Origin of the sequence: Streptomyces odontomachi (genome assembly GCF_024435355.1) — a bacterium.
Classification (GTDB): Bacteria; Actinomycetota; Actinomycetes; order Streptomycetales; family Streptomycetaceae; genus Streptomyces; species Streptomyces odontomachi.
Genome location: NZ_JAMJWG010000018.1, coordinates 212,206 through 232,683, shown reverse-complemented (window position 1 = coordinate 232,683; position 20,478 = coordinate 212,206). Strand labels below are relative to the sequence as shown.

At 72.0% G+C, this 20,478-nt stretch carries 16 protein-coding genes; 10 read left to right on the top strand and 6 right to left on the bottom strand.

Going from position 1 to position 20,478, the window contains the following annotated elements:
• Nucleotides 1-131: 131 nt before the first annotated feature.
• On the top strand, nucleotides 132-1,727 hold the full coding sequence (hemG, locus tag NQO67_RS31630; protein ID WP_255953764.1) for a protoporphyrinogen oxidase: 1,596 nt from the start codon (nucleotides 132-134) through the stop codon (nucleotides 1,725-1,727).
• A gap of 4 nt (nucleotides 1,728-1,731) precedes the next feature.
• The gene (hemQ, locus tag NQO67_RS31625) at nucleotides 1,732-2,472 is read left to right on the top strand and encodes a hydrogen peroxide-dependent heme synthase (RefSeq protein ID WP_255953763.1); all 741 of its coding nucleotides are present in this window, start codon (nucleotides 1,732-1,734) and stop codon (nucleotides 2,470-2,472) included.
• Between the two features lie 46 nt (nucleotides 2,473-2,518).
• Here the strand turns inward: hemQ and NQO67_RS31620 are convergent, their stop codons facing one another.
• Together NQO67_RS31620 and NQO67_RS31615 are read right to left on the bottom strand one after the other, a co-directional pair.
• Nucleotides 2,519-3,880: an MbnB/TglH/ChrH family RiPP precursor modification enzyme gene (locus NQO67_RS31620; RefSeq protein ID WP_255953762.1), complete on the bottom strand. Its 1,362-nt coding sequence runs from the start codon at nucleotides 3,878-3,880 to the stop codon at nucleotides 2,519-2,521.
• Nucleotides 3,881-4,236: 356 nt separating this feature from the next.
• Nucleotides 4,237-4,977 (bottom strand): peptidyl-tRNA hydrolase, encoded by a 741-nt coding sequence (locus NQO67_RS31615; RefSeq protein ID WP_305126527.1) that lies wholly within the window; start codon nucleotides 4,975-4,977, stop codon nucleotides 4,237-4,239.
• 350 nt (nucleotides 4,978-5,327) lie between these two features.
• Here NQO67_RS31615 and NQO67_RS31610 point away from each other — a divergent pair, with 350 nt between their 5' ends.
• The 3 genes from NQO67_RS31610 to NQO67_RS31600 all read left to right on the top strand — a co-directional run bounded on the left by NQO67_RS31610 (nucleotide 5,328) and on the right by NQO67_RS31600 (nucleotide 7,823).
• Nucleotides 5,328-6,245: an ABC transporter ATP-binding protein gene (locus NQO67_RS31610; RefSeq protein ID WP_255953761.1), complete on the top strand. Its 918-nt coding sequence runs from the start codon at nucleotides 5,328-5,330 to the stop codon at nucleotides 6,243-6,245.
• Nucleotides 6,242-6,910 (top strand): ABC transporter, encoded by a 669-nt coding sequence (locus NQO67_RS31605; RefSeq protein ID WP_255953760.1) that lies wholly within the window; start codon nucleotides 6,242-6,244, stop codon nucleotides 6,908-6,910. Before NQO67_RS31610 ends, NQO67_RS31605 begins: the two co-directional genes overlap by 4 nt.
• A gap of 169 nt (nucleotides 6,911-7,079) precedes the next feature.
• A complete protein-coding gene (locus NQO67_RS31600) occupies nucleotides 7,080-7,823 on the top strand; it encodes an SAM-dependent methyltransferase (RefSeq protein WP_255953759.1) in 744 nt (247 codons plus the stop codon).
• Between the two features lie 15 nt (nucleotides 7,824-7,838).
• Here the strand turns inward: NQO67_RS31600 and zapE are convergent, their stop codons facing one another.
• Complete coding sequence (zapE, locus tag NQO67_RS31595; RefSeq protein ID WP_255953758.1) at nucleotides 7,839-8,978, bottom strand: cell division protein ZapE; 1,140 nt, start codon at nucleotides 8,976-8,978, stop codon at nucleotides 7,839-7,841.
• A 37-nt stretch (nucleotides 8,979-9,015) separates the two neighbouring features.
• On the opposite strand from zapE, the gene NQO67_RS31590 reads away from it, so the two are divergent.
• The 4 genes from NQO67_RS31590 to msrB all read left to right on the top strand — a co-directional run bounded on the left by NQO67_RS31590 (nucleotide 9,016) and on the right by msrB (nucleotide 12,940).
• Nucleotides 9,016-10,071, top strand: coding sequence for a pyrimidine reductase family protein (locus tag NQO67_RS31590; protein WP_255953757.1), 1,056 nt, complete (start codon nucleotides 9,016-9,018; stop codon nucleotides 10,069-10,071).
• 445 nt (nucleotides 10,072-10,516) lie between these two features.
• A complete protein-coding gene (locus NQO67_RS31585) occupies nucleotides 10,517-10,990 on the top strand; it encodes an indole-3-glycerol phosphate synthase (RefSeq protein WP_255953756.1) in 474 nt (157 codons plus the stop codon).
• A 128-nt stretch (nucleotides 10,991-11,118) separates the two neighbouring features.
• Nucleotides 11,119-12,507 carry a UDP-N-acetylmuramate--L-alanine ligase gene (murC, locus tag NQO67_RS31580; RefSeq protein WP_255953755.1) on the top strand — a complete coding sequence of 463 codons (1,389 nt, stop codon included), beginning with the start codon at nucleotides 11,119-11,121 and terminating at the stop codon, nucleotides 12,505-12,507.
• Nucleotides 12,508-12,532: 25 nt separating this feature from the next.
• The gene (gene msrB / locus NQO67_RS31575; RefSeq protein ID WP_255953754.1) at nucleotides 12,533-12,940 is read left to right on the top strand and encodes a peptide-methionine (R)-S-oxide reductase MsrB; all 408 of its coding nucleotides are present in this window, start codon (nucleotides 12,533-12,535) and stop codon (nucleotides 12,938-12,940) included.
• Between the two features lie 60 nt (nucleotides 12,941-13,000).
• Here msrB and NQO67_RS31570 read toward each other — a convergent pair whose 3' ends face one another.
• The gene (locus tag NQO67_RS31570) at nucleotides 13,001-15,400 is read right to left on the bottom strand and encodes a helix-turn-helix domain-containing protein (protein WP_255953753.1); all 2,400 of its coding nucleotides are present in this window, start codon (nucleotides 15,398-15,400) and stop codon (nucleotides 13,001-13,003) included.
• Nucleotides 15,401-15,731: 331 nt separating this feature from the next.
• Here NQO67_RS31570 and NQO67_RS31565 point away from each other — a divergent pair, with 331 nt between their 5' ends.
• Entirely contained in the window at nucleotides 15,732-16,856 is a 1,125-nt protein-coding gene (locus NQO67_RS31565; protein WP_255953752.1) for a glycoside hydrolase family 183 protein, read from the top strand.
• Nucleotides 16,857-17,097: 241 nt separating this feature from the next.
• On the opposite strand, the gene NQO67_RS31560 is transcribed toward NQO67_RS31565, so the two are convergent.
• Together NQO67_RS31560 and NQO67_RS31555 are read right to left on the bottom strand one after the other, a co-directional pair.
• Nucleotides 17,098-17,289 (bottom strand): hypothetical protein, encoded by a 192-nt coding sequence (locus tag NQO67_RS31560; protein WP_255953751.1) that lies wholly within the window; start codon nucleotides 17,287-17,289, stop codon nucleotides 17,098-17,100.
• A gap of 278 nt (nucleotides 17,290-17,567) precedes the next feature.
• On the bottom strand, nucleotides 17,568-20,477 hold the full coding sequence (locus NQO67_RS31555) for a CHAT domain-containing protein (protein WP_255953750.1): 2,910 nt from the start codon (nucleotides 20,475-20,477) through the stop codon (nucleotides 17,568-17,570).
• Between the last annotated feature and the right edge of the window lies 1 nt (nucleotide 20,478).

Sequence of the window (20,478 nt, the reverse complement as noted above, 5' to 3'; positions counted from 1 at the left end):
GCGCGTGGCGGCTCCGGGGCGCCTCTTGTGAGCGCGGACGGGCAGTTATCCACAGGCCGGAGGTGGCAGTTCGGGCGGGTCTGAGACAGTGGGGGCATGGGGCGCGGGGCCACGGAGGAGAGGGCGCGGACGTGATCAGAAGGCATGTCGTCGTGATCGGCGGCGGTATCGCCGGCCTGGCCGCCGCGTACCGGCTGCTCGGGCAGGGCGCGACGGTCACCCTCCTGGAGGCGTCGCCCCGGCTCGGCGGCAAGCTGCTCCCGGGGGAGATCGCCGGTGTCCGGGTGGACCTCGGCGCCGAGTCGATGCTGGCCCGCCGCCCCGAGGCGGTGACCCTGGCACGGGAGGTCGGCCTCGCCGAGCAGCTCCAGCGGCCCGGGACCGCCACCGCGGCGCTGTGGACCCGCGGCGCGCTGCGGCCCATGCCCAAGGGCCATGTGATGGGCGTGCCGGGCGACGCGGCGACGCTCGCCGGAGTGCTCTCCGAGGAGGGCCTGCGCCGTATCGCGCAGGACGACACCCTGCCGCGCACCGAGGTCGGCGACGATGTCGCGGTCGGGGACCACGTGGCCCGGCGGCTCGGCCGCGAGGTGGTCGACCGCCTGGTGGAGCCCCTGCTCGGCGGTGTCTATGCGGGGGACGCGTACCGCATCTCGATGCGGGCCGCGGTGCCGCAGCTGTTCGAGGTCGCCCGCAGCCACACCTCGCTCACCGAAGGAGTGCGTGCACTCCAGCAGCACGCGGCGGGCCGCCCGCAGTCGGGGCCCGTCTTCATGGGCATCGAAGGCGGCATCGGACGGCTGCCGCTCGCCGTCGCCGACGCGGTGCGGGACCGTGGCGGCCGGATCCTGACGGGAGCGTCCGTCACCGGTCTGCGCCGGCTGCCGGACGGCCCGGCGGCTGACGGGCGGGGTGCCGGGTACGGCTCGGCTGACGCGCCCGGCCCGGCCGGCGGGCGTCGCTGGCGGGTCACGTTCACCGGCCGACCCGTCGAGGAGCCGCCCGCCCAGGCCCGGAGCCAGGGGAGCGGCGACCGGGCGCTGCCCGGAGCGGCAGGCGGTGAGACGGTCCTCGACGCCGACGCGGTCGTGCTCGCCCTGCCCGCGCCCGCGGCGGCCGGCCTGCTGGCCGCCGAGTCCCCGGAAGCGGCCGCCGAGCTGCGCGCCGTCGAGTACGCGTCCATGGCGCTGGTCACCCTCGCCTACCGGCGGGACGCCGCGCGGCTGCCCGAGAGCAGTGGCTTCCTCGTGCCGCCCGTCGACGGTCGCACCATCAAGGCCGCCACCTTCTCCGGTCACAAGTGGTCGTGGGTCGCCGACGAGGACCCCGAGCTGTTCGTGCTGCGCACCTCGGTGGGCCGGCACGGCGAGGAGGCGATCCTGGAGCGCACCGACGCCGAGCTGGTCGACGTCGCACGCAAAGACCTGCACGAGGCGACCGGGCTCGCCGCCACGCCCGTCGCCTCCGTGGTCACCCGCTGGCACCAGGGCCTGCCGCAGTATCCGGTGGGGCACCTGACCCGCGTCGGCCGGATACGCGAGCACCTGGCCAAGCTGCCGGGCGTCGTGGTGTGCGGCGCGGCCTACGACGGCGTCGGCATCCCGGCCTGCATCGCGAGCGCGTACGCGGCCGTCGACCGGGTGGGCGGCGACCTGGGCGACGTCGCGGCCGGCGGCCCGGACAGCCGGCACCCGGTGCACGGCGCCCGCGACCGCGCGGGACAATAACCCCATGAGTGCTGCTTCCGATGACCGCGAGGCCCAGCCCCCCCAGCGCGTTCCGAACGCCGGGAAGAAGGCCAAGGACCTGAACGACACCATCCGCTACACCCTGTGGTCCGTCTTCCGGCTCCGCGAGGCGCTCCCCGAGGACCGCGCCGGCCATGCGGCCGAGGTCGAGGAGCTGTTCGACCAGCTCGCCGCGAAGGACGTCGTCGTGCGCGGCACCTATGACGTCTCGGGGCTGCGGGCCGACGCCGACCTCATGATCTGGTGGCACGCGGAGAGCTCCGACCAGCTCCAGGAGGCGTACAACCTCTTCCGCCGCACCCGCCTCGGCCGCGCCATGGAGCCGGTCTGGTCGAACATGGCGCTGCACCGCCCCGCCGAGTTCAACCGCTCGCACGTCCCCGCGTTCCTCGCCGACGAGACGCCCCGCGCGTATGTCAGCGTGTACCCGTTCGTGCGCTCCTACGACTGGTACCTGCTGCCCGACGAAGAGCGCCGCACCATGCTCGCCGACCACGGCAAGATGGCCCGCGGGTTCCCCGACGTGCGGGCCAACACGGTCGCCTCGTTCTCGCTGGGCGACTACGAGTGGATCCTCGCCTTCGAGGCGGACGAGCTGCATCGCATCGTCGACCTGATGCGGCACCTGCGCGGCTCCGAAGCGCGCCGGCACGTGCGCGAGGAAGTGCCCTTCTACACGGGGCGCCGCAGGTCGGTGACCGAGCTCGTCGCGGGCCTGGCCTGACGGCCCGCGTCCTCCTCCTGTGCGGCGGAGGGTGGCGGCACCGCGGTCACCCGCGGTGCAACGCCACCCGCGCCGCCCGTACCAGCCGGGCGACGGGACGGTCCGACGGCGGTTTCGGACCGGACCGCTCAAGCCACCAGGCGGTCAGCCGACGCCGCGCGCCCGCGTCCGTCGGCTCGCCCGCGAGCAGCAGCTGCTCGGCGAAGTCGAGCGCGTCGCGCCGGTAACCGCCGGTCAGTGGCCGCTTCCGGGCGTACGCGAGGAAGGCGGCGCGATAGCCGGCGCCGAGGATCTGCGGCAGCTCGGGCGCGACCTTCGCCACGACATCGGCCCGCTTCCTGGCCAGCGCCCGGCTCTGCACCGTCAGCCGCACCCGGTCGAACCCTTCCGGAACGGGGGTCCCGGCGACCAGTGACGACAACAGGGCCGCCTGCGCCAGCCCCAGGCGCTGACGTGCGGGACCGGTGTCCGGCGCGGCGTCGGAGGACGTGACCGAGGGCTGGGAGGGCGTGGTCGCAGGGGTCGCAGGTGTTCCGGTCCCGGTACGCCGTGGTGCGCGCGAGCCTCCGGGGCGCGCGGCATGGGCGGCCGTGGTGATGGTCTCCCGTATCGCGTCCAGCTCCGCCGTCAGCTCCGCCGGTGCCGGGAAGTTCTCGTCGCGTTCCAGCAGGACGCCGGGCGGAGTGGTCCGTGCGGCCAGGTCGGCGAGGATGTCGAGGACCTGACGGGGGACCGGATGGGCGTGGCTGTCGTGCCAGACGCCGTCACGCTGGTAGCCGCCCGCCACGTGCACGTAGGCGATGGCCTCCACGGGCAGTTCGTCCAGCGCCTTCGACGGGTCCTCGCCGCGGTTGACGTGGTTGGTGTGCAGATTGGCCACGTCCACGAGCAGGCGCACGCCGGTGCGCTCCACCAGCTCGGACAGGAACCGGCCCTCCGTCAGCTCCTCACCCGGCCAGGAGAACAGCGCCGCGATGTTCTCCACGGCGAGCGGTACCGGCAGGGCGTCCTGGGCGATCCGGATGTTCTCGCAGAGCACGTCCAGCGCGTCCCGGGTCCGGGGGACCGGCAGCAGGTGCCCCGCCTCGACATGCGCCGAAGCGGTCAGCTCGCCCCCCGCCCGTACGAAGGCGATGTGCTCGGTGACCAGCGGCGATCCCAGCGCCTCTGCGCGTGCCGCCAGCTCGGCAAGGCGCCGGGGGTCGGGCCGCTCCGCGTCGCCGAGCCCGAGGCCGACCCCGTGCGGCACCACGGTCACGCCGCGCTCGCGCAGTCGCAGCAGGGAGGCGGGCAGGTGACCCGGGCAGACGTTCTCCGCCACGACCTCCACCCAGTCGACGCCCGGCATCTGCTCCACCGCTTCGGCGATCTCCGGCCGCCAGCCGATCCCGGTTCCGAGCCGCTCCATGTGCCCTCCTCCGTCACGTCCCCCCGCACCCGAACGGGCCCGGCACCGGAGGCCCGCCGGCCCGGCCGCTCCGTCCCGGTGGCCCTCCGCCCACCGGGACGGCTGCTCCCGGTCGGTCGATCGGTTGCGGCGCCGTGCGTTGCCGTGGGCCGTTTGCCGGCCGGTGGGTTGCCGCCGTTCGGGCAGAGTGCCGTCATCCGCGCAGACTGCCGCCGTTCGGGGCAGGCCGGCGCATCCGGTGCTGCGGGTCTCCTCACCAGCGTGCGCCCGGCCCAACCGTTCGGACGCGCGTTCAGAGGAACATTTGAGCTTGGCGGCGGGCGTGTTCGGGTGCGGTGGGCCGGGGTGAGGGTGGGTCAGGGGCGTCCTGTCGCCTTCAGGTCCGCCACCCGGTGGTGGCCCTCCACCGCGACCGTGTCCCCGGGCGCGATCTCCGTGAAGCCCGCGTCACGCACCACCGGCAGGCCGCTCGTGGTCAGCCGGTGCCATCGGGCCGGATCGGCGGTGCGGACGGAGAGCGGGAAGCCGGCGGCGTGCCAGGCGGTGCGTTCCGTCTCGGAGAGGTCCCACCAGGCGAGTTGGGCACCGTGCCCGGCCTGGGCCATGGCCTTGCCCGCTGTCATGTCGACATGTGGGCTTATCCACAGTGTCGGTGTGTCGGGGTCCGCGTCGGGGGGTGGCTGCGGATCGTCCAGCACGGTGCCCGAGACCTGGAGCCGCGCCAGGTCCTTCGGCCAGCCGTCCAACGGTACCGGGGGGAAGACCTGCACCTCCGCCGAAGCGCCGGTCACCGTGATGCCGTCCAGCGCCTGGGCGCGCCGCCACTCGGCGCCCCGCGCCCGGCGCACGACCTTGCGGATCCGGCCGTCCTGCCAGTCCCGTACCGCCTGCGCCCAGGGCCCGTCGCCCTGCGCACGGGGATCACTCAGCATCACCAGCACCGCACGGGCCGCGGTCTCCAGCGCATCCGTACGGGACGGAGGCGAGGCCCGCTCGATGTGTACCACCAGCGGGAGCACGAACTGCGGCGGTTCGTCGCGCGGCGAACGAGCCGAACGGAACGGGCTCTCCTGGGCGCCGCCGGCCGGTTCCGGCAGCGCGCGGCCGCCCGTGTCCTCGCCGCCCACCGGTGCCGCACCGGTGTTCTCACTGGTGTTCTCACTGGTCACGGCTCCAGTCTGCCAGGCAGGGATGGCGTGCTCGCGGGCCCCGTCCAGGGGCGGGGGGACGGCCCGCGCAGGGGTGCGCTTGGCGGTGGACGCGGCGGACAGGAGGATGGGGCGCGTGACGGGTGCGCACGCCCATGCGGGTGTGGTGTGGATGATGTGTACGGTGCGCAGGAGACGGATGCGGCACACGAAGTGCCCGCGGTGGTGGGGAGGCGCACGTGGGGCTGGAGGCGCGCGTGAGGCCCGACGCGCTCGGCGGGCGGGGGTCCGGTGACCGCTTGTCAGAGGTGTGCATACGGCTGACCGGCGTAGGGCGGCGCTACGGGCTGCGCGGTCCCTGGGTGCTGCGCGAGGTCGACCTCGACGTGCCCACGGGAACGCTGGTGCGCGTCGAGGGGACCAACGGCAGTGGCAAGTCGACGCTGCTGCGGCTGCTCGCGGGCGTCGACGCACCGAGCGCGGGCCGGATCAGCGGGCGGCCCCGTAGGGCCTACGTTCCGGAACGCTTCCCGGCCCGGCTGCCCTTCACCGCCGCCGGCTACCTGACCCACCTGGGCCGCATTCACGGCCTGTCCGGCCCGGCGGCGAAACGTGCCGCGGGTGAGTGGCTGGAACGGTTCGGTGCCCAGGAATATCTGCACACACCGTTGTCCGAGCTGTCCAAGGGCAGCAGCCAGAAGGTGGCCGTCGCGCAGGCCCTGCTGGCCGCGCCCGACCTGCTGCTGCTCGACGAGGCCTGGACCGGCCTCGACACCGCGGCCCGTGCCGAACTGGACAGGGCGGTCGTGGAACGCACTGCGGCGGGCGGCACCGTCGTCTTCGTCGACCACGACCCGCGCCGCCTCGCCGGTGCGGCCGATGCGACGTTCCGCGTGGCGGGCGGCACGGTGCGCCGCGTGTCGGCGGGGCCCGCGGGGGCGCTCGTGACCATCGAGACGTCACCGCCGACGGAGGCACCGGGCGCAGGGCCCGACGGTGCCGCGGGGCCCGGTGCAGAGCCCCGCAACCAGCCGCCCGTGGGCCCGCACCACGTGACCGGCCTGCGCACCTCGGGCGGAACCGTCCGCCTGGCCGTGCCCGCGGCCGACTCCGACGCCGTCCTGCGCTCCCTGCTGACGGCGCAGCCGCCGTGGCACGTGGTGTCGGTGACCCGGGAGAGGGCCGGTTCCGGACCGGTTGCCGGGGTGGTCCGATGAGTGCCCTGCTGCGGTACCACCTTGCGCTGTTGCTGCGCTCGCAGCGCTGGCTGCCGCCGGTGTTCCTGTACGTTGCCCTGCTCGCGATCGGTGTCAGGCCCGGCCAGCCGGTGCTGGACAGCCTGGGCTACACGGCCGGGTGCCTGCTGCCCGTGGCGGCCTGGTCGGTGCGGATCTGCGTGACCGGCGAGCCGCCCGCCGCACGCATCTGCGTCGCCGCGCCCGCCGGCCCAGCGCGGGCGCACCTCGCCGCGCTGCTGACCGCGTTCCTGACGTCGGCGGTGGTCGGTGCCGTCGCCGCCCTGCTGGTCACGGCGATCAGCGAGCCGGCGAGCGGTGACCACCAGGTGCATGTGCCGCGGGTGCCGGCCGGTGCGGCCGGTCTGCTCGGGATGCTGGCGTGCGTACTGCTCGGAACCGCTGCGGGAGCGGTCACCAGCCGGCCGCTGCTGCGCAGCCGGGGCCACGCCGTCCCCGCACTGGTGCTGGCGGTGATCCTGGCCCTGGTGCTGCCCGGCTCCCCGGCGCGCGCCGCGCTGACCGACCTGGTCACCGGCTCGCAGGACGGCGTGGTGCATGCCCCGCTCCTGCCGTGCGCCACCGGCGCACTCGTCGCCTTGGCAGCCACCGCGCTGGCCTGCGCCCTGTGTTCACGCCGGGACTGAAACGGGGCGCACCAGCAAGGAACAGCCCGCAACAGCAAGGAACAGTCGGCAACGGCAAGGATCAGTCGGCACAACAGCAAGGGTCAGCCGGCAACAACCGGGAACACCCCCCGACAACCCGCAACGAAAACCACGTGCGCCTGCTCTGCGGCGTTGACACGCTGCGCCGGTGAATCGCGAACAGATCTCCCGGATCGCCCATGCCGAGCATCCGATCAAGAGCCCGATCGACGACGCCTCGGTCAGTCGCCTGCTGGCCCGCGGGCTGCCGCGCGGCGACGAGCGGGTGCTCGACCTCGGTTGCGGGGGCGCGGAATGGCTGCTGCGCGCCCTGGCCACCCGACCCCGACTGCACGCGGAGGGGGTGGACGTCTCCGCGGACGCCCTGGCCCAGGCCCGCCAGGCAGCCAGTGCCCTCGGCCTCCGACAGCGCCTCGCCCTGCACCACCGCAACGCCCAGGACTTCGTCCCGTCAGAACCGTTCGACCTGGTGCTCAGCGTCGGTGCCACGCACGCCTTCGGCGGCCTGCTCCCCACCCTCGCAGCGGCCCGCAGACACCTGGCCCCCGGCGGGTACGTGCTGATCGGTGAGGGGTTCTGGGAGCGCGCCCCCTCCCAGGAAGCCGTCGAGATGCTCGGGGACCTCACCGACCTGGCGACCACCGTGGACCGGGTCGTCGCCGACGGATGGACGCCCGTCGACGGGCACATCAGCACACGTCGCGAGCTGGACGACTACGAATGGGCCTGCTGGGGTTCGCTGGCCGCGTGGGCCCTGGACCACCCGGCCGATCCGGACAGCACGCAGGTGCTTCAGACGGCCACCATCCGGCGCTCGGAGTGGCTGCGGGTCTACCGGGACGCCTTTGGCTTCGTCTCCCTGGTGCTGCGCCGGACACCGGAGCACGCCTGACGTGTGTACCGCGGCTCAGTCCGTGGCGGCGGCTGTGCCGCGGTCGCCGCGGTCGCCGCGGTCCAGGAGGGCCTGTCCCTCGCCGGCCAGGGCGGTGAGGCGGGAGATCGCACGGAGGTACTTCTTCCGGTAGCCGCCGTGGAGCATGTCCGTGCCGAAGACGTGGTCCAGCGGCTCGCCCGCCGCGAGGACCGGCGTCTCGCGGTCGTACAGCCGGTCGGCGAGGACGACGAGGCGCAACGCGGTCGCCTGGTCGAGCACCGGCCGCACCCCGGTGAGGCAGACCGCCGAGACACCCTCGGTCAGCGTGCCGTAGCCGCTGGGATGGCTGCCGGAGAGCTGTGCGAGCAACCGCGGGAAGTCGTCCAGCCGGGCGCCGGCGGTGGCGTGCGCGGTCGTGGTGACCTGCTCGGCGGTGGGCGGGGGCGGGGCGGTCGGCAGGCCGCGGTGGCGGTGGTCCTCGCCGTCTATGCGCACCGTGCGAAAGCGCGCGGCGAGGCCCTGTATCTCGCGCAGGAAGTCGGCCGCGGCGAACCTGCCCTCGCCGAGCCGGTCGGGCAGCGTGTTGGAGGTGGCGGCAAGGGCCACGCCCGCGTCGGCCAGCCGGCCGAGCAGCGACGAGACGAGCACGGTGTCGCCTGGGTCGTCGAGCTCGAACTCGTCTATGCACAGCAGCCGGTGCCCGCTCAACCTGCGCACCGTCTCCTGGAAGCCCAACGCCCCGGCCAGGTGCGTCAGCTCCACGAAGGTGCAGAAGGCCTTCTGCTCGGGCGGTACGGGGGCGGCGTGCCAGAGCGCGGCCAGCAGGTGGGTCTTGCCGACGCCGTAGCCGCCGTCCAGGTAGACGCCGCGCGGGCCCTTCGGCGTCGCGGCCGCCGGGCGGGCCCCGAACCAGCGGCGCCGTCCGGCCCGTCCGGCGCCCTGCCCCGGTTCGAGCCCTGTCGCGAAACCGCTCAGCGTGTGCACGGCCTCGGACTGGCTGGGGCGCCGCGGATCCGGGACGTAGGTCGCGAAGCGCGCCGTGCCGAACCGTGGCGGCGGCACCAGACCGGTCACGAGGCGCTCCGCCGGCACGTCCGGCCGACGGGCGCACAGGGACGGCGGTGCCGCGGTGGGCAGCGGGCGGTCGCCGGAGGCGTGGGTGGAGCTGGACACGCTTTCCGAGGGTAAGGCCCATGCGACACTGCACGGCATGCGACGACTGTTCCCTGTGACCGAAGAAACACCTGGCAGGACGGGCCGCCAGGAGGCCGGGCACGCGGACGCGGCGGACGCCGCGGCGTCCGGCGGGCAGGACGTGCAGGGCGGGGACGGTACGCCGGTTCCGGAACGGAAGGACCAGGAGGACCGGACGGACCGGGAGGGCCAGGTGGACCGGACGGACCGGGAGGACCAGGTGGACCGGACGGACCGGGAGGACCAGGTGGACCGGACGGACCGGACGTGGGAACTGGACGAGCTTGCGGAGGCGTACGCCTATCCGGAGCCGGTCCCCGCCTCCGCTCCCGCCCCGGCCTCCGCGCCCGCCCGCCCCCGTCACGTCTGGCTGCGCGCCAACATGGTCTCCAGCCTGGACGGCGCCGGGCAGCACGACGGCCACTCCGAGCCGCTGTCCTCCGCCGCCGACATGCGCATCTTCGGGGTGCTGCGGGCGCTGGCCGACGTCGTGATCGTCGGTGCAGAGACGGTACGGAAGGAGGGGTACCGGCCGGCTCGTGCGCGCCGGCACTTCGCTGCCCGGCGCGCGGCGGCCGGGCAGCCTCCGGCGCCCCCGATCGCCGTCGTCTCCGCCGGCATGGACCTGGACTTCTCGCTGCCGCTGTTCACGGAGCCGCTGGTGCCGACGCTCGTGATCACCGGGGCCGAGGCGCCGGGGAACCGGGTCGCGGCGGCACGGCGTGCGGGCGTCGAGGTGGTGATCGCGGGTGAGGGCGTGGGTGTCGAGCCGCAGCAGGTGGTCGCGGCGTTGGCCGAGCGCGGCTACGCGCGGTTGCTGCTGGAGGGCGGGCCGCGGCTGCTCGGCCAGTTCGTGGCCGTCGGCGCGCTCGACGAACTCTGCCTGACGGTGTCCCCGGTGCTCACCGCGGGCCAGGCGCAGCGCATCGCGGGAGGACCGGCGGTGCCGGTGCCGGACCGTCTCCGGCTGGTCTCCGTCCTGGAGGACGAAGGCTTCCTCTTCACCCGCTACCAGCGGATTCGCCCGCTGCCGGCGGACCCGCCGGAGGAGCCGCAGGATCCCGAGGCGTGACGACGGCCGATACGGGAGAGAAGCGGAGTGAGGCAAGAGCTGGGAGGGACAAGAACCGGGGACGAGGACGGGGGAGAGGAACCGAGGCAGGGAACAACCGAGGCAGGGAACAAACGCATCGGGCCGTCGAAGACATGTTCCCGCCGTTACCCGAAACGGTGAACCGGGCCGTTACCCGAAACAGCGAAGGTGACGGTCGGCGACCGGAGAGCCCACCCGGCACAGTCAGTCATACGCAGTCAGCCATAGGAATCGCACCAGTCACGCTGCGCGCACCGTACCCCTCAGGCAGATCGTTCGTGCGGCCTGACCCTGCCGGTCGGAATAGATCATTCCGATTCGCCGTCGCCGGGGTGCTGAAAGCCCTCGTCCACGGGCGGATACGGGGCAGGATGGTTTCCGCAGGGGTCTGAGGCTGGGCCCAAGGAGGAAAGGGGCGCCTGTCGTGTTCACAAGCGTACTGATGATCGAGAAGGCCCTGACGTCTGCAGACGTGGAGTTCGTCACCACCTTGCACGGTGATGAGGACGTCTCCTTCAGCGTGCTGCTCCAGCCGCGCGGCGAGCAGGCCGACCGGCTGCTGAGGGCCATCGACGACGTGGCCATCGGCGAGCTGGACCAGGCGGCGCGCGAGGCGGCGGCGCCGGACGGTCCCGCGGGCGCCGACCAGGCGGAGCAGGCTCTCGAGGTGTCCCTCGCCGCGCTGCACGCGGCGGGGTGCGAGGCCACCGGACGGTTGGTCGACGACCATCCGCTGGACGCCGTGAAGTCGCTCGTCGAGGAGACGCATGCGGACGAGGTGATCGTGCTGACCGATCCGCACTACGTGGAGGAGTTCTTCCACCGTGACTGGGCGTCTCGGGCCCGCCACAAGGTGGGGGTGCCGGTCCTGAAGCTGTTCTCCCACGCTCGGGCCTGACCAGCCCGCGACCGCCCGCGACCGGCCCGTTCCGGGACACGTACGCTCAGACGGGCACCGCCCCCAGGGCATAGTCTGACCACCGCCGGTCGCCCGGACCGGAACGGCACCAATGAGGAGACAACCGCATGGCACCCGGCCTTCCTGCCGCGATGGCGCGACCGCACTTCATCGGCATCGGCGGCGCCGGAATGTCGGGTATCGCGAAGATCCTCGCCCAGCGCGGTGCGACGGTCGCGGGCAGCGACGCACGGGAGTCGGTCACCGTGCACGCCCTGCGGGATCTGGGTGCCACCGTGCACATCGGGCACGCCGCCGGACACCTGGCGCCCGACGCCACCTGCGTGGTCGTCTCCTCCGCCATCCGCGACGACAACCCCGAGCTGGTGCGCGCCGCCGAACTCGGCATCCCCGTCGTCCACCGCTCCGACGCGCTCGCCGGCCTGATGGACGGCCTGCGCCCACTCGCGGTGGCGGGCACGCACGGCAAGACGACGACCACCTCGATGCTGGCCGTCGCGCTGTCGTCGCTCGGCCTGGACCCGTCGTACGCCATCGGCGGCGACCTGGACGTGCCCGGCTCCAACGCCCACCACGGCACCGGTTCGATCTTCGTCGCCGAGGCCGACGAAAGCGACCGCAGCTTCCACAAGTACGCCCCCGAGGTCGCCATCGTCCTCAACGTGGAGCTGGACCACCACGCGAACTACGCCTCCCTGGACGAGATCCACGAGTCCTTCGTGATCTTCGCGGACCGTATCGTCGAGGGCGGCACGCTGGTCGTCGCGGCGGACCACGAGGGCGCGCGGGAGCTGGTCCGGCGGCTGCCCGACTCGCTGCGCGTGGTGACCTACGGCGAGTCGGCCGGCGCCGACGTGCGCATCCTGTCCGTCGTGCCGCAGGGCCTGTCCAGCGAGGTCACCGTGCTGCTCGACGGGGCGAAGCTGACGTTCACTGTCGCGGTCCCCGGACGCCACTACGCCCACAACGCCGTCGCGGCCCTCACCGCGGGCGTCGCCCTGGGCATCCCGGTCGCCGAGCTGGCCCCCGCACTCGCCATGTACACCGGGGTGCAGCGCCGTCTCCAGCTCCGGGGCGAGGCGGCCGGCGTGCGGGTGATCGACTCCTACGCGCACCACCCGACCGAGATGACCGCCGACCTGGAGGCCATCAGGGGCGCGGCGGCCGACGGGCGGATCGTCGTGGTCTTCCAGCCGCACCTGTTCTCCCGCACCCAGCAGCTCGGCGCCGAGATGGGCGCCGCGCTGGCGCTCGCGGACGCCGCCCTGCTGCTGGACATCTATCCGGCCCGCGAGGACCCCATCCCCGGGGTGACCAGCGACCTGATCCTCTCCGCCGCGCGGGAGGCCGGCGCGGACGTGGCCGCTGTGCACGACAGGACGGCCGTCGCCGAGCTGGTCGCGGGAATGACGAAGCCCGGAGATCTCGTTCTCACCATGGGCGCGGGTGACGTCACGGAGCTCGGACCGGAGATCGTCACCCGCCTGAACCAGTAATCCGCATGGACAAGGGGCTGACACCATGGCGTACGACGTCGAGAAGCCGGACGAGCAGTGGCGCGCGGAGCTGACTCCCGCCGAGTACGCGGTACTGCGCCAGGCCGGCACGGAGCCCGCGTTCACCGGTGAGTACACCGACGCCAAGACCAAGGGCGTCTACACCTGCCGTGCCTGCGGCGCGGAGCTGTTCACGTCGAACGAGAAGTTCGAGTCCCACTGCGGCTGGCCGAGCTTCTACGACCCGCGCGCCACCGACGCGGTGGAGTTGCTGGAGGACCGTTCGCACGGGATGGTGCGGACGGAGGTGCGGTGCGCGAAGTGCGGCTCGCACCTGGGGCACGTCTTCGAGGGCGAGGGGTATCCGACGCCGACGGACCAGCGGTACTGCATCAACTCGATCTCGATGCGGTTGGTGCCGGACGGGGAGTGACGCCCAGGATCGGCCGCGTATCCGCCCTGCCGCTGCCGCTGCCTCCGGCGACGGCACCCCTCACGTGAGGGAAGAGACATCGGCCGGCCCACCGAGCTCGGAGGTCCGGGCCCGGTGGGCGCGGGCGAGGTGCTCCTGCATGCGGGCGTGGCGGAACTGGTAGACGGCACCGGCCTGGCGCAGGACACCGCGCTGGTAGGCGTCGTCGAGGAAGCTCATCAGGGCCCAGGGCAGCCGCCCGGTCAGGGGCAGCCAGATCCGGGCGATGAGCACCCACTGGCCCCAGGCGGTCAGCGTGAGCCCATAGCCGACGGCCCCGCCGAAGCCGCTGAGGGCGCCGGCGATCACGCTGCTCGCGGGCGACCACGCGAGCGGTCCCAGCGGCCTTTGGAGCAGCGCGACCACCACGTAGCTGCCGATCCCCACCACGAGACCGAAGAAGGGCGCCCACACCACCATCTGGGTGAGGGCGGTACGCCGGTCGGCGACCAGCAGGCTGCGCGGGTCGACGGCGGAGCCGAGGTCGAGCGGGGCTTCCAGTACACCGAGGAGGCAGTAGGTGAGCCCGGTGCTGCCGCCGAAGACCAGGGCGAAGATGATCCCGTCGCTGATGCCGATCCGTAGCCCCTGCGCGATGCCGATGTGCCAGTAGAGGACCCGTATGACGCCGAGCGCCATGCCGTAGCAGGAACCGAAGGCGGTCCCGCACAGGGCCCCGAGCAACAGTCGGTGACCTGAACTCCGTGTGAAGGTCCCCGTTCTGCCGCTGACGCGTAGGCGGACCGCGGAGGGCGTGGCGGCCACGTTTCTGACACCGAACGTGATCCAGTGGGCGAACCCGAACAGGAGCCCGGCGAGGAGGCCGACGATGGGAGCGTCGATGAGCGCCACCCGAACCGGGCCGACGAGGGTCCCGACGCCGAAGTCGACGAATCCCACGGCGATTCCGACCATCAGCGCGGTCACCAGGGACTGGGAGGAACGCCGCAGTCCGCTGCCGATCCGCCACCATGCGAGGTCGGGCGTGCCGAGAACGGTCAGATGGCGGGCCAGGTAGCCCAGCCAGTTTCCGACCCGGTCCGGGTCGGAGGTCCGGGCCCGGTCACCGACCGGAACCCGGCCGGGCTCGGGGTGGTACACGGTGGACACGTAGCAGCCGAGCAGGTGCTCTTCTAAGGCCTGGCTGCTGCCGAAGCTCTCGTTCCTCAGCAGCTCGGCCGGCTCATGGTCCGGGCTGTCGCTGTAGACGGTGCGGGCCAGTGCCACCATCAGGGGAGTGGTCAGCACCGACGCGACACGGGCCACGTGGGGGTCGTGCGGCCGTTCCCGCAGTTCGGCAAGGACGGGATCCCAGACGTTGGCGGTGGGGTCGGCGGCATCGGTCTTGCGCGTCGTGCGCGGCAGGTAGCCGACGAGATCGTCGAGGGTGAGATCGGTCAGTTCGATCGTCGCGGCAGAGGTCAGGACGTCCGCCAGTGCCACGGCCGCGGTGTATTCGTCCGGGCGGCTGGTCAGCACCAGGGGGAGGGCGGTGGCGTTGAGGGCCTTGAGCGCGGGGCGGCGCAGGCCTTCGGCCAGCTCGTCGAAGCCGTCGAGCACGGGCAGCACACGGCCGGAATCGACCAGTTCGGCGGCGAGACTTCGGCCGGTCGGGCCCTGCGCGGCGTAGCCGGGATGGTCGCGGGTCAGCCGCTTCGCCAGCCAGTCCCGCAGGGTGTGGGTGGTGGGGTTCCAGGTGCCGATACTGAAGATCACCGGGATGGGCTCGGTGTCGGTCCGGGTCTTGAGCAGGTCGAGTACCAGACGCAGGGTCAGGATCGTCTTCCCCGAGCCGGCTCGGCCCAGGATCACCAGCCGCCCGGACGGGATCCGCCGGTACGTCCGTGCGATGCCGTCCAGCCGGCCGGTCAGGTCCAGCGGATCGGCGTCGCCTCCCGGAGGCAGGCAGAGGATGTTGGCCCAGTGGTCGGTCTGCGCCTCAGGACCCGGCTGCCAGCGGACCGGGAGGGGGAACGGATCGTGGATGTGCCGTTGCTCCTCCTCGCGTTGCCAGCGGGCGGCCATCAGCCTCGCCAGCTGCTCGGCGGCGTCTGCCGCCACGCCTGCGGGTGTCGGCGCGCCGCGGGGCGCGTCCGTGCGGGTGAGCCCGGCGGTGCCACCGCCGAGGGTGCCCTGCCGGCCGCCGTCCGCGGGCTCGCCGGCAGCGGCGTCCCTGTCCTCCCCGGCGTCACGTGGGCTCTGGACGACGACCGTTTCCAAAAGCTTCTTGCGGTCCCCGGGCAGGAGCCGAAGCGCGTCGCTCAGCTCCTGCACCGTGGCCATACGGGGGTTGGAACGCTTACCGGTTTCCAGGCCGCGGATGGTGCTCACGCTCACCCCGGAACGGCGCCCCAGGTCCTCCTGCGTCAGGTCCGCCTGACGGCGCAACTGACGCAGAAGTTCACCGAATTCACTGGACACCGATCATGCCCTCCCCGTGGAGACCCCGTTTCCGCAGGTGACGAATGTAGCGCGAGTACCGGTCATATATGGCCGCCTCCATGACCTGTCCATCTCGCGTTCCCGGCACCAGGCTCGCCTGCACCGATCGGACACGGGAGATGCGGGCACGGTCCGGAGAGCGGGCACGGTCCGCAGGTCCGGACGGAACGAGGACCGGACGGAACGAGGACCGGACGGAACCACGGGCCCCCGCTGAACGAGGCCCGTCCACCGACGCAACACCGACACTCACCAAAGGAATCCCCCCCACATGTCCGCTCCTTCCCATCGTTTCCGACCGAATCGGCGCATGCTGCTGAAGACCGGCGTAGGGCTCGGTGTCGCCCTCGCCGGGGTCGGTGTGGCCCGTGCCACGTTGGCCGACGCCTCGCCCACCGAGGCCGCCGGCCAGCGGAACAAGGAACTGTGCGACCAGCCCGGCGACTCGGCGAGCCAGCAGGGCCTGGGCTCCGGCGACCTCGGTATCCCGTACTACCGGGAGCACGACGGCACGTGGGGCTACGTCTTCGGCGACTCCTGGTCGGGCATCCAGCAGACCGGCACCTACCTCGGCTCACCGGTGATGCTCAACCAGGACCACTTCGACGCCTCAGGGGCCGCCCCGATCTCGTTCACCTGGGCGATGCCCACCGCCGGTCAGGCCCGTCAGCTCTTCGACTACCGGACGAAGGCGGACAACGGGTTCGGCTACGAGGTGTCACGCATCCCCAACGACTGCATCGAGTTCGGCGGCCGCACGTACATCCAGTACACGTCCGTAGCGACCTGGGAACCGCCGGCCGGCTACGACGGCTCGCTGATGTCCGGTGTCGCCTACTCCGACGACTACGGAGTGACGTGGCACGACTACTCGTACCACTGGGACGGTGACGTCCGTGGGGCCAACCAGTCCCTGTACGGCATGTGGTCGTTCGCGGGAATCGACCCCGACGGCTGGCTCTACATCTTCTCCAAGCGGTGGAACGGCACCCACCGGAACACGGCCGACGGCGGAGCGATCCAGCTGTTCCGGATCCAGCCGAACGACTTCCGCGACGGCAACTTCGGCGCCCAGCAGAACTGGGCGTACCTTGACGGCTCGTGGAAGTGGACCACCGCGGCCGCGCCGTCGGTGATCCTCTCCGGGAACGACACCGGTGAGTTCTCCGTCAAGCGGATCGGCGACACCTACTGCATGAGCTACTTCGACGTGAAGCTCGGCGCGATCTGCACCCGCCATGCGTCCCGTCCGGACGCGGGGTGGAGCGTTCCCGTTCCGCAGATCACTTCCGTGGAGGTGCCGAACCTCTACGGGGGTTACATTCACCCCGGCAGCGCAAGTGCGTCGTCTCTTACCCTGATCGTGTCGCAGTGGAACGGAGTGTTGAACGCACCGCCGTACTGGGTGAAGCAATTTGACGGTATCGCTTCCTGACCGCCTTTGCCTTCACTTCTCCTTGTTGTCGTGCGCTCCTGGAGTGCACGACAACAAGGAGTGTTTTCTTTGCGGCTGCAATTAGCTGCTCAAGCCTTGGTTCTTTTCCCTGGCCTTGGTTATTTTCCCCGTCAGGGGGAATTGTACGGAAACGGCCCCCGCCGAGAATGGAGTCCTCGGTGAGGGCCGGCTGGGAGACGGGCTACGGAGAGCAGCCCGTCACCTTTGTGTGCGGCGTATCTCAGAAAGAGATGTCGCCGACCGTGAGGGTGGCGGAACCGAGGTGACCGCCGGTCACGATCGGCACGCCGTTCGGGCCGGGCACGACGTCCAGGTGCAGGTTGCTGAAGCTGCCGCTGAGGTCGATGCCGCCGGCGACCGCGTCGAGGGCGGTCTCGTCGAGTTCCTGGGTCTCGATGCGCTGGTCACTCATAGTAAATATATCCCTAACTGCGATGCCGACTGTTTCGTGATGCCGCGAGCCGCTGTGCGTGGTCTTCGTGCAGGACCAATCGGACAGTCACGCCCGACGTCACAGCGGAAGCCGTCATGATTTCCGCTTGACCAATACAACCACAGACTCGAGCTCCCACGTGTCACGGAAGGATCAGTCTTCACACTTTGGTCACGCACATGAATGAGCACTCGCAAATGGAATCCGGTCGATTCCGGAGCCAGGGCGGCGTGGTGCTCCCACGCGAAGTCCGGCGGTCACCAGCCCTGGTGCGTGAAGCCGGCCCAGCCGACCAGATGGTCGGGGTGGATGTACCGGGCCCGAACGGCGAGATGGGCCGGCATCTCGGGCGGGATGCTGCGCCGTGGGTCGAGCATCCACAGCTGCGCCCGGCGAAGCGCCTGCCTCGGCGGCAGCGACTCGCGCCGCAGGTAGTGGTGGGTCATGTACATCAGCAAGGAGGTGGCCTCGTCCGGCACCGGCCACAGCGAGCCGAGCACCGTGTGAGCGCCAGCCGCGAGAAAGGCGGTGGCCAGGCTGTACGCCTCGTCGTAGCCACGGCTTGAGACATTGCTCCAGCAGGCGGCGAGACATACCAGACCGAGCTCGTACCGCCCGATCGTGCCGTCGGTCAGTTCCTCGGCGGCCAGCCTGCTGCCCGCGGCCAGGTCCAGGTACGCGCTGTGCCGCTCACCGGGATCGACCCGCGCGTGACAGGCCAGGTGCAGCACGCCGCCGCGCAGGTCGGCCAACCGGGCGGACACCTGCGTCGCCACGGCGGTGTCCGCGTCGAGATAGGTTCCGCGCGGGTAGAGCACCCGGTGGATGGCCTCGGCCTCCTCGCCCGCGTAGCGCAGGTCACGGGTGGGGTTCCCGATCACCAACGCCGGGCTGCCGGGCGCCCTGACATCGGCCGGTGTGCGTCCGGCGACCTCACACAGCGTCCGGGCCGAGGGCGCGTACGAGACGTGCAGGTCCTGTAGCGCATAGCGCCGACCCTGCCCTGCGGAGCGCCAGGAGGCGTGCCACGGCACGGCGCCGAGCGCTCCGATGGGGACGAGTACCACGGACGGCAGCCGGGACGCGCCCGATTGAGCACCGAAGAAGCCGCCGCGCTCGTCGAACTGTCCCGCCAGCGGCGCCAGCACGGACCGCCATGCCCAGGAGCACAGCTGATCCAGCGCCTCGGCCGCCTGCGGCAGCCACCCGGTTTGGGGTAGATCCGCCGGGCCGGCGTCCCTGCGCGGGCCCCGGCCCACACCGCCAACGGCCTGGTACGCGGCGAGTTCCGGGGCGTCGAGGCGCAGGTTCGGCAGCTCGATCGACCACATCATCCCGTCCGCCGAGACGATCAGCGCGGCGCCGGGAGCCTTTCCGCCCAGCCGCGGCAGGGACAACTTCTTCGCGGGCACCAGATAGACGAGCGCGTCGGTGTCGAGCGTCCGCAGTGCCCATGCGATCTCGGCAGCGGACGGCGGCGAGAGCAACTTCTCGCGATAGGGGGAGGCGGTCAGCACCTCCAGTGCCTGCCGCCGTAGCCGCATTCCGGGGCCGGTGGCCGCCGGCAACGCCACCGTGGCGGGGCGGCCGGGCGCCCCCGGGTCCGGATCGGGCGGTACCGGCCCGGCCGCCCGCCACTCCTCGGCCAGCTCGTGCTGGCCGAGCTGCCGCAGCATGTCCGGCACGGTGGCGTGGACCTGCGCGCTGTGCAGCACCAGTGCTCGGCCGCTGTCCAGCGCCCGTACCGCGTCATCGAGTTCGTTGTCCTCGATGCACCAGAGAGCGATGTCCAGGCAGTGATCTTCCATCGCCCTGCTGCCCGCTTCCATGCCGTGCCGCGGACCGGATTGGAGGAGGGCGCTCCAGGCGAGCCCGGACAATGCGTCGAGGGCGACCTCCCGTGACTCCTTCCACATCTGCATGGCGGTGCCCGTCCGGAACAACGGCAACATCATCGACCGCGAACGCAGCGCGTCTGCCAGCGCGTGGCCGATGGAGAGCCACAGCGGGTGCGCGGGCCCCTCGGTGGCCCGAAAGGCCTGCCGCAACAGGGAGATGGCCTCATTGGTCTGGGCGGTGATCTGCCGGCCCGCACGAGAAAGGTGGCTCAGTGGCTTCGGCTCCCAGGCGACGAGACTGGACTGGAGAAGAAGGGCCATGGCCAGCTGGGCCGCACACCGCACCCAGAGCTCGTCACCCTCGTCGCACTGCGCCATCGCCTCGCGGAGCAGGCCAGCCGCCCTGCCGACCGTTTCCGGGTTCTCGCCGGCTTCCGCCGTTTCAAGTATCTCGATCGCGGCCAGAACCAGTTCGTGGTGGTCGGACCGGTGCGCCGGCTTGTGGGCGTCGCGTCCCGGTCGGGGCTCCGGCGAGGTCTTGCCCCTGCGTTCGGTGATCAGGCCCCGGAGCTTGATCCGATCGACGGCCAGCCATCCCTCGGCGCTGGCCCGCCCCGGATGGCGGCGTGGCAGCCGGGCCAGGGCGAGTTCCTCCGCGCGGACGTGTCGAGCCATCGCGTCCGCGTCCATGGCGAGGTAGGCCCGGCCGGCGCGGAGACAGGCGATATGGCAGGTGAGGTACGCCTGCTCGTCCGGTCGGTGCGCCATGCCCCGCCGGGCCGTGACCAACTCGTCGATGGCCGCCTCGAGTTCGGCCTCGCCGCCCCTCAGCCGGGCGTATTCCACCAGCACCACCGCGCGGGCGACTCCGAAGCCACCGGCGGTGCTCCCCTCGGGCAGCCGGCCGGCGACCGTGTCGAGATCCTCCATTATTTTTTTGAGCAGCTCCGGGTCCCGCTGCGTGACGGGGTCTTCCAGCATCGCGAGGCTGCGGACACCGATGATCGTCGCCTGCCACTCCGGGTCCTGCACGGTCAGTGCCGACGCAGCCAGTTCTACTGCCTGCTCGTAGGTGCAGCACGATCCGCTGCGTCGCATCAGCGGCACGAGCTGGAGCAGATAGCCGGCGAACGTGGGGCGGCGCGGATCGCTGTCCGGCATGGTGCGCCACTGCGCGAAGTAGACGTCGAAGGCCGCTGCGGCATCGGCCGTGCCCGCGTGCGCGGCGACCATCGCGCTCAGCCGGTTGGTCGCCGTGGTCCACGGCCCGTCACCGACCACCGACTTCAGGGAGCGCATCAGGAGTTCAAGGTCGTGACGATCAGGCATG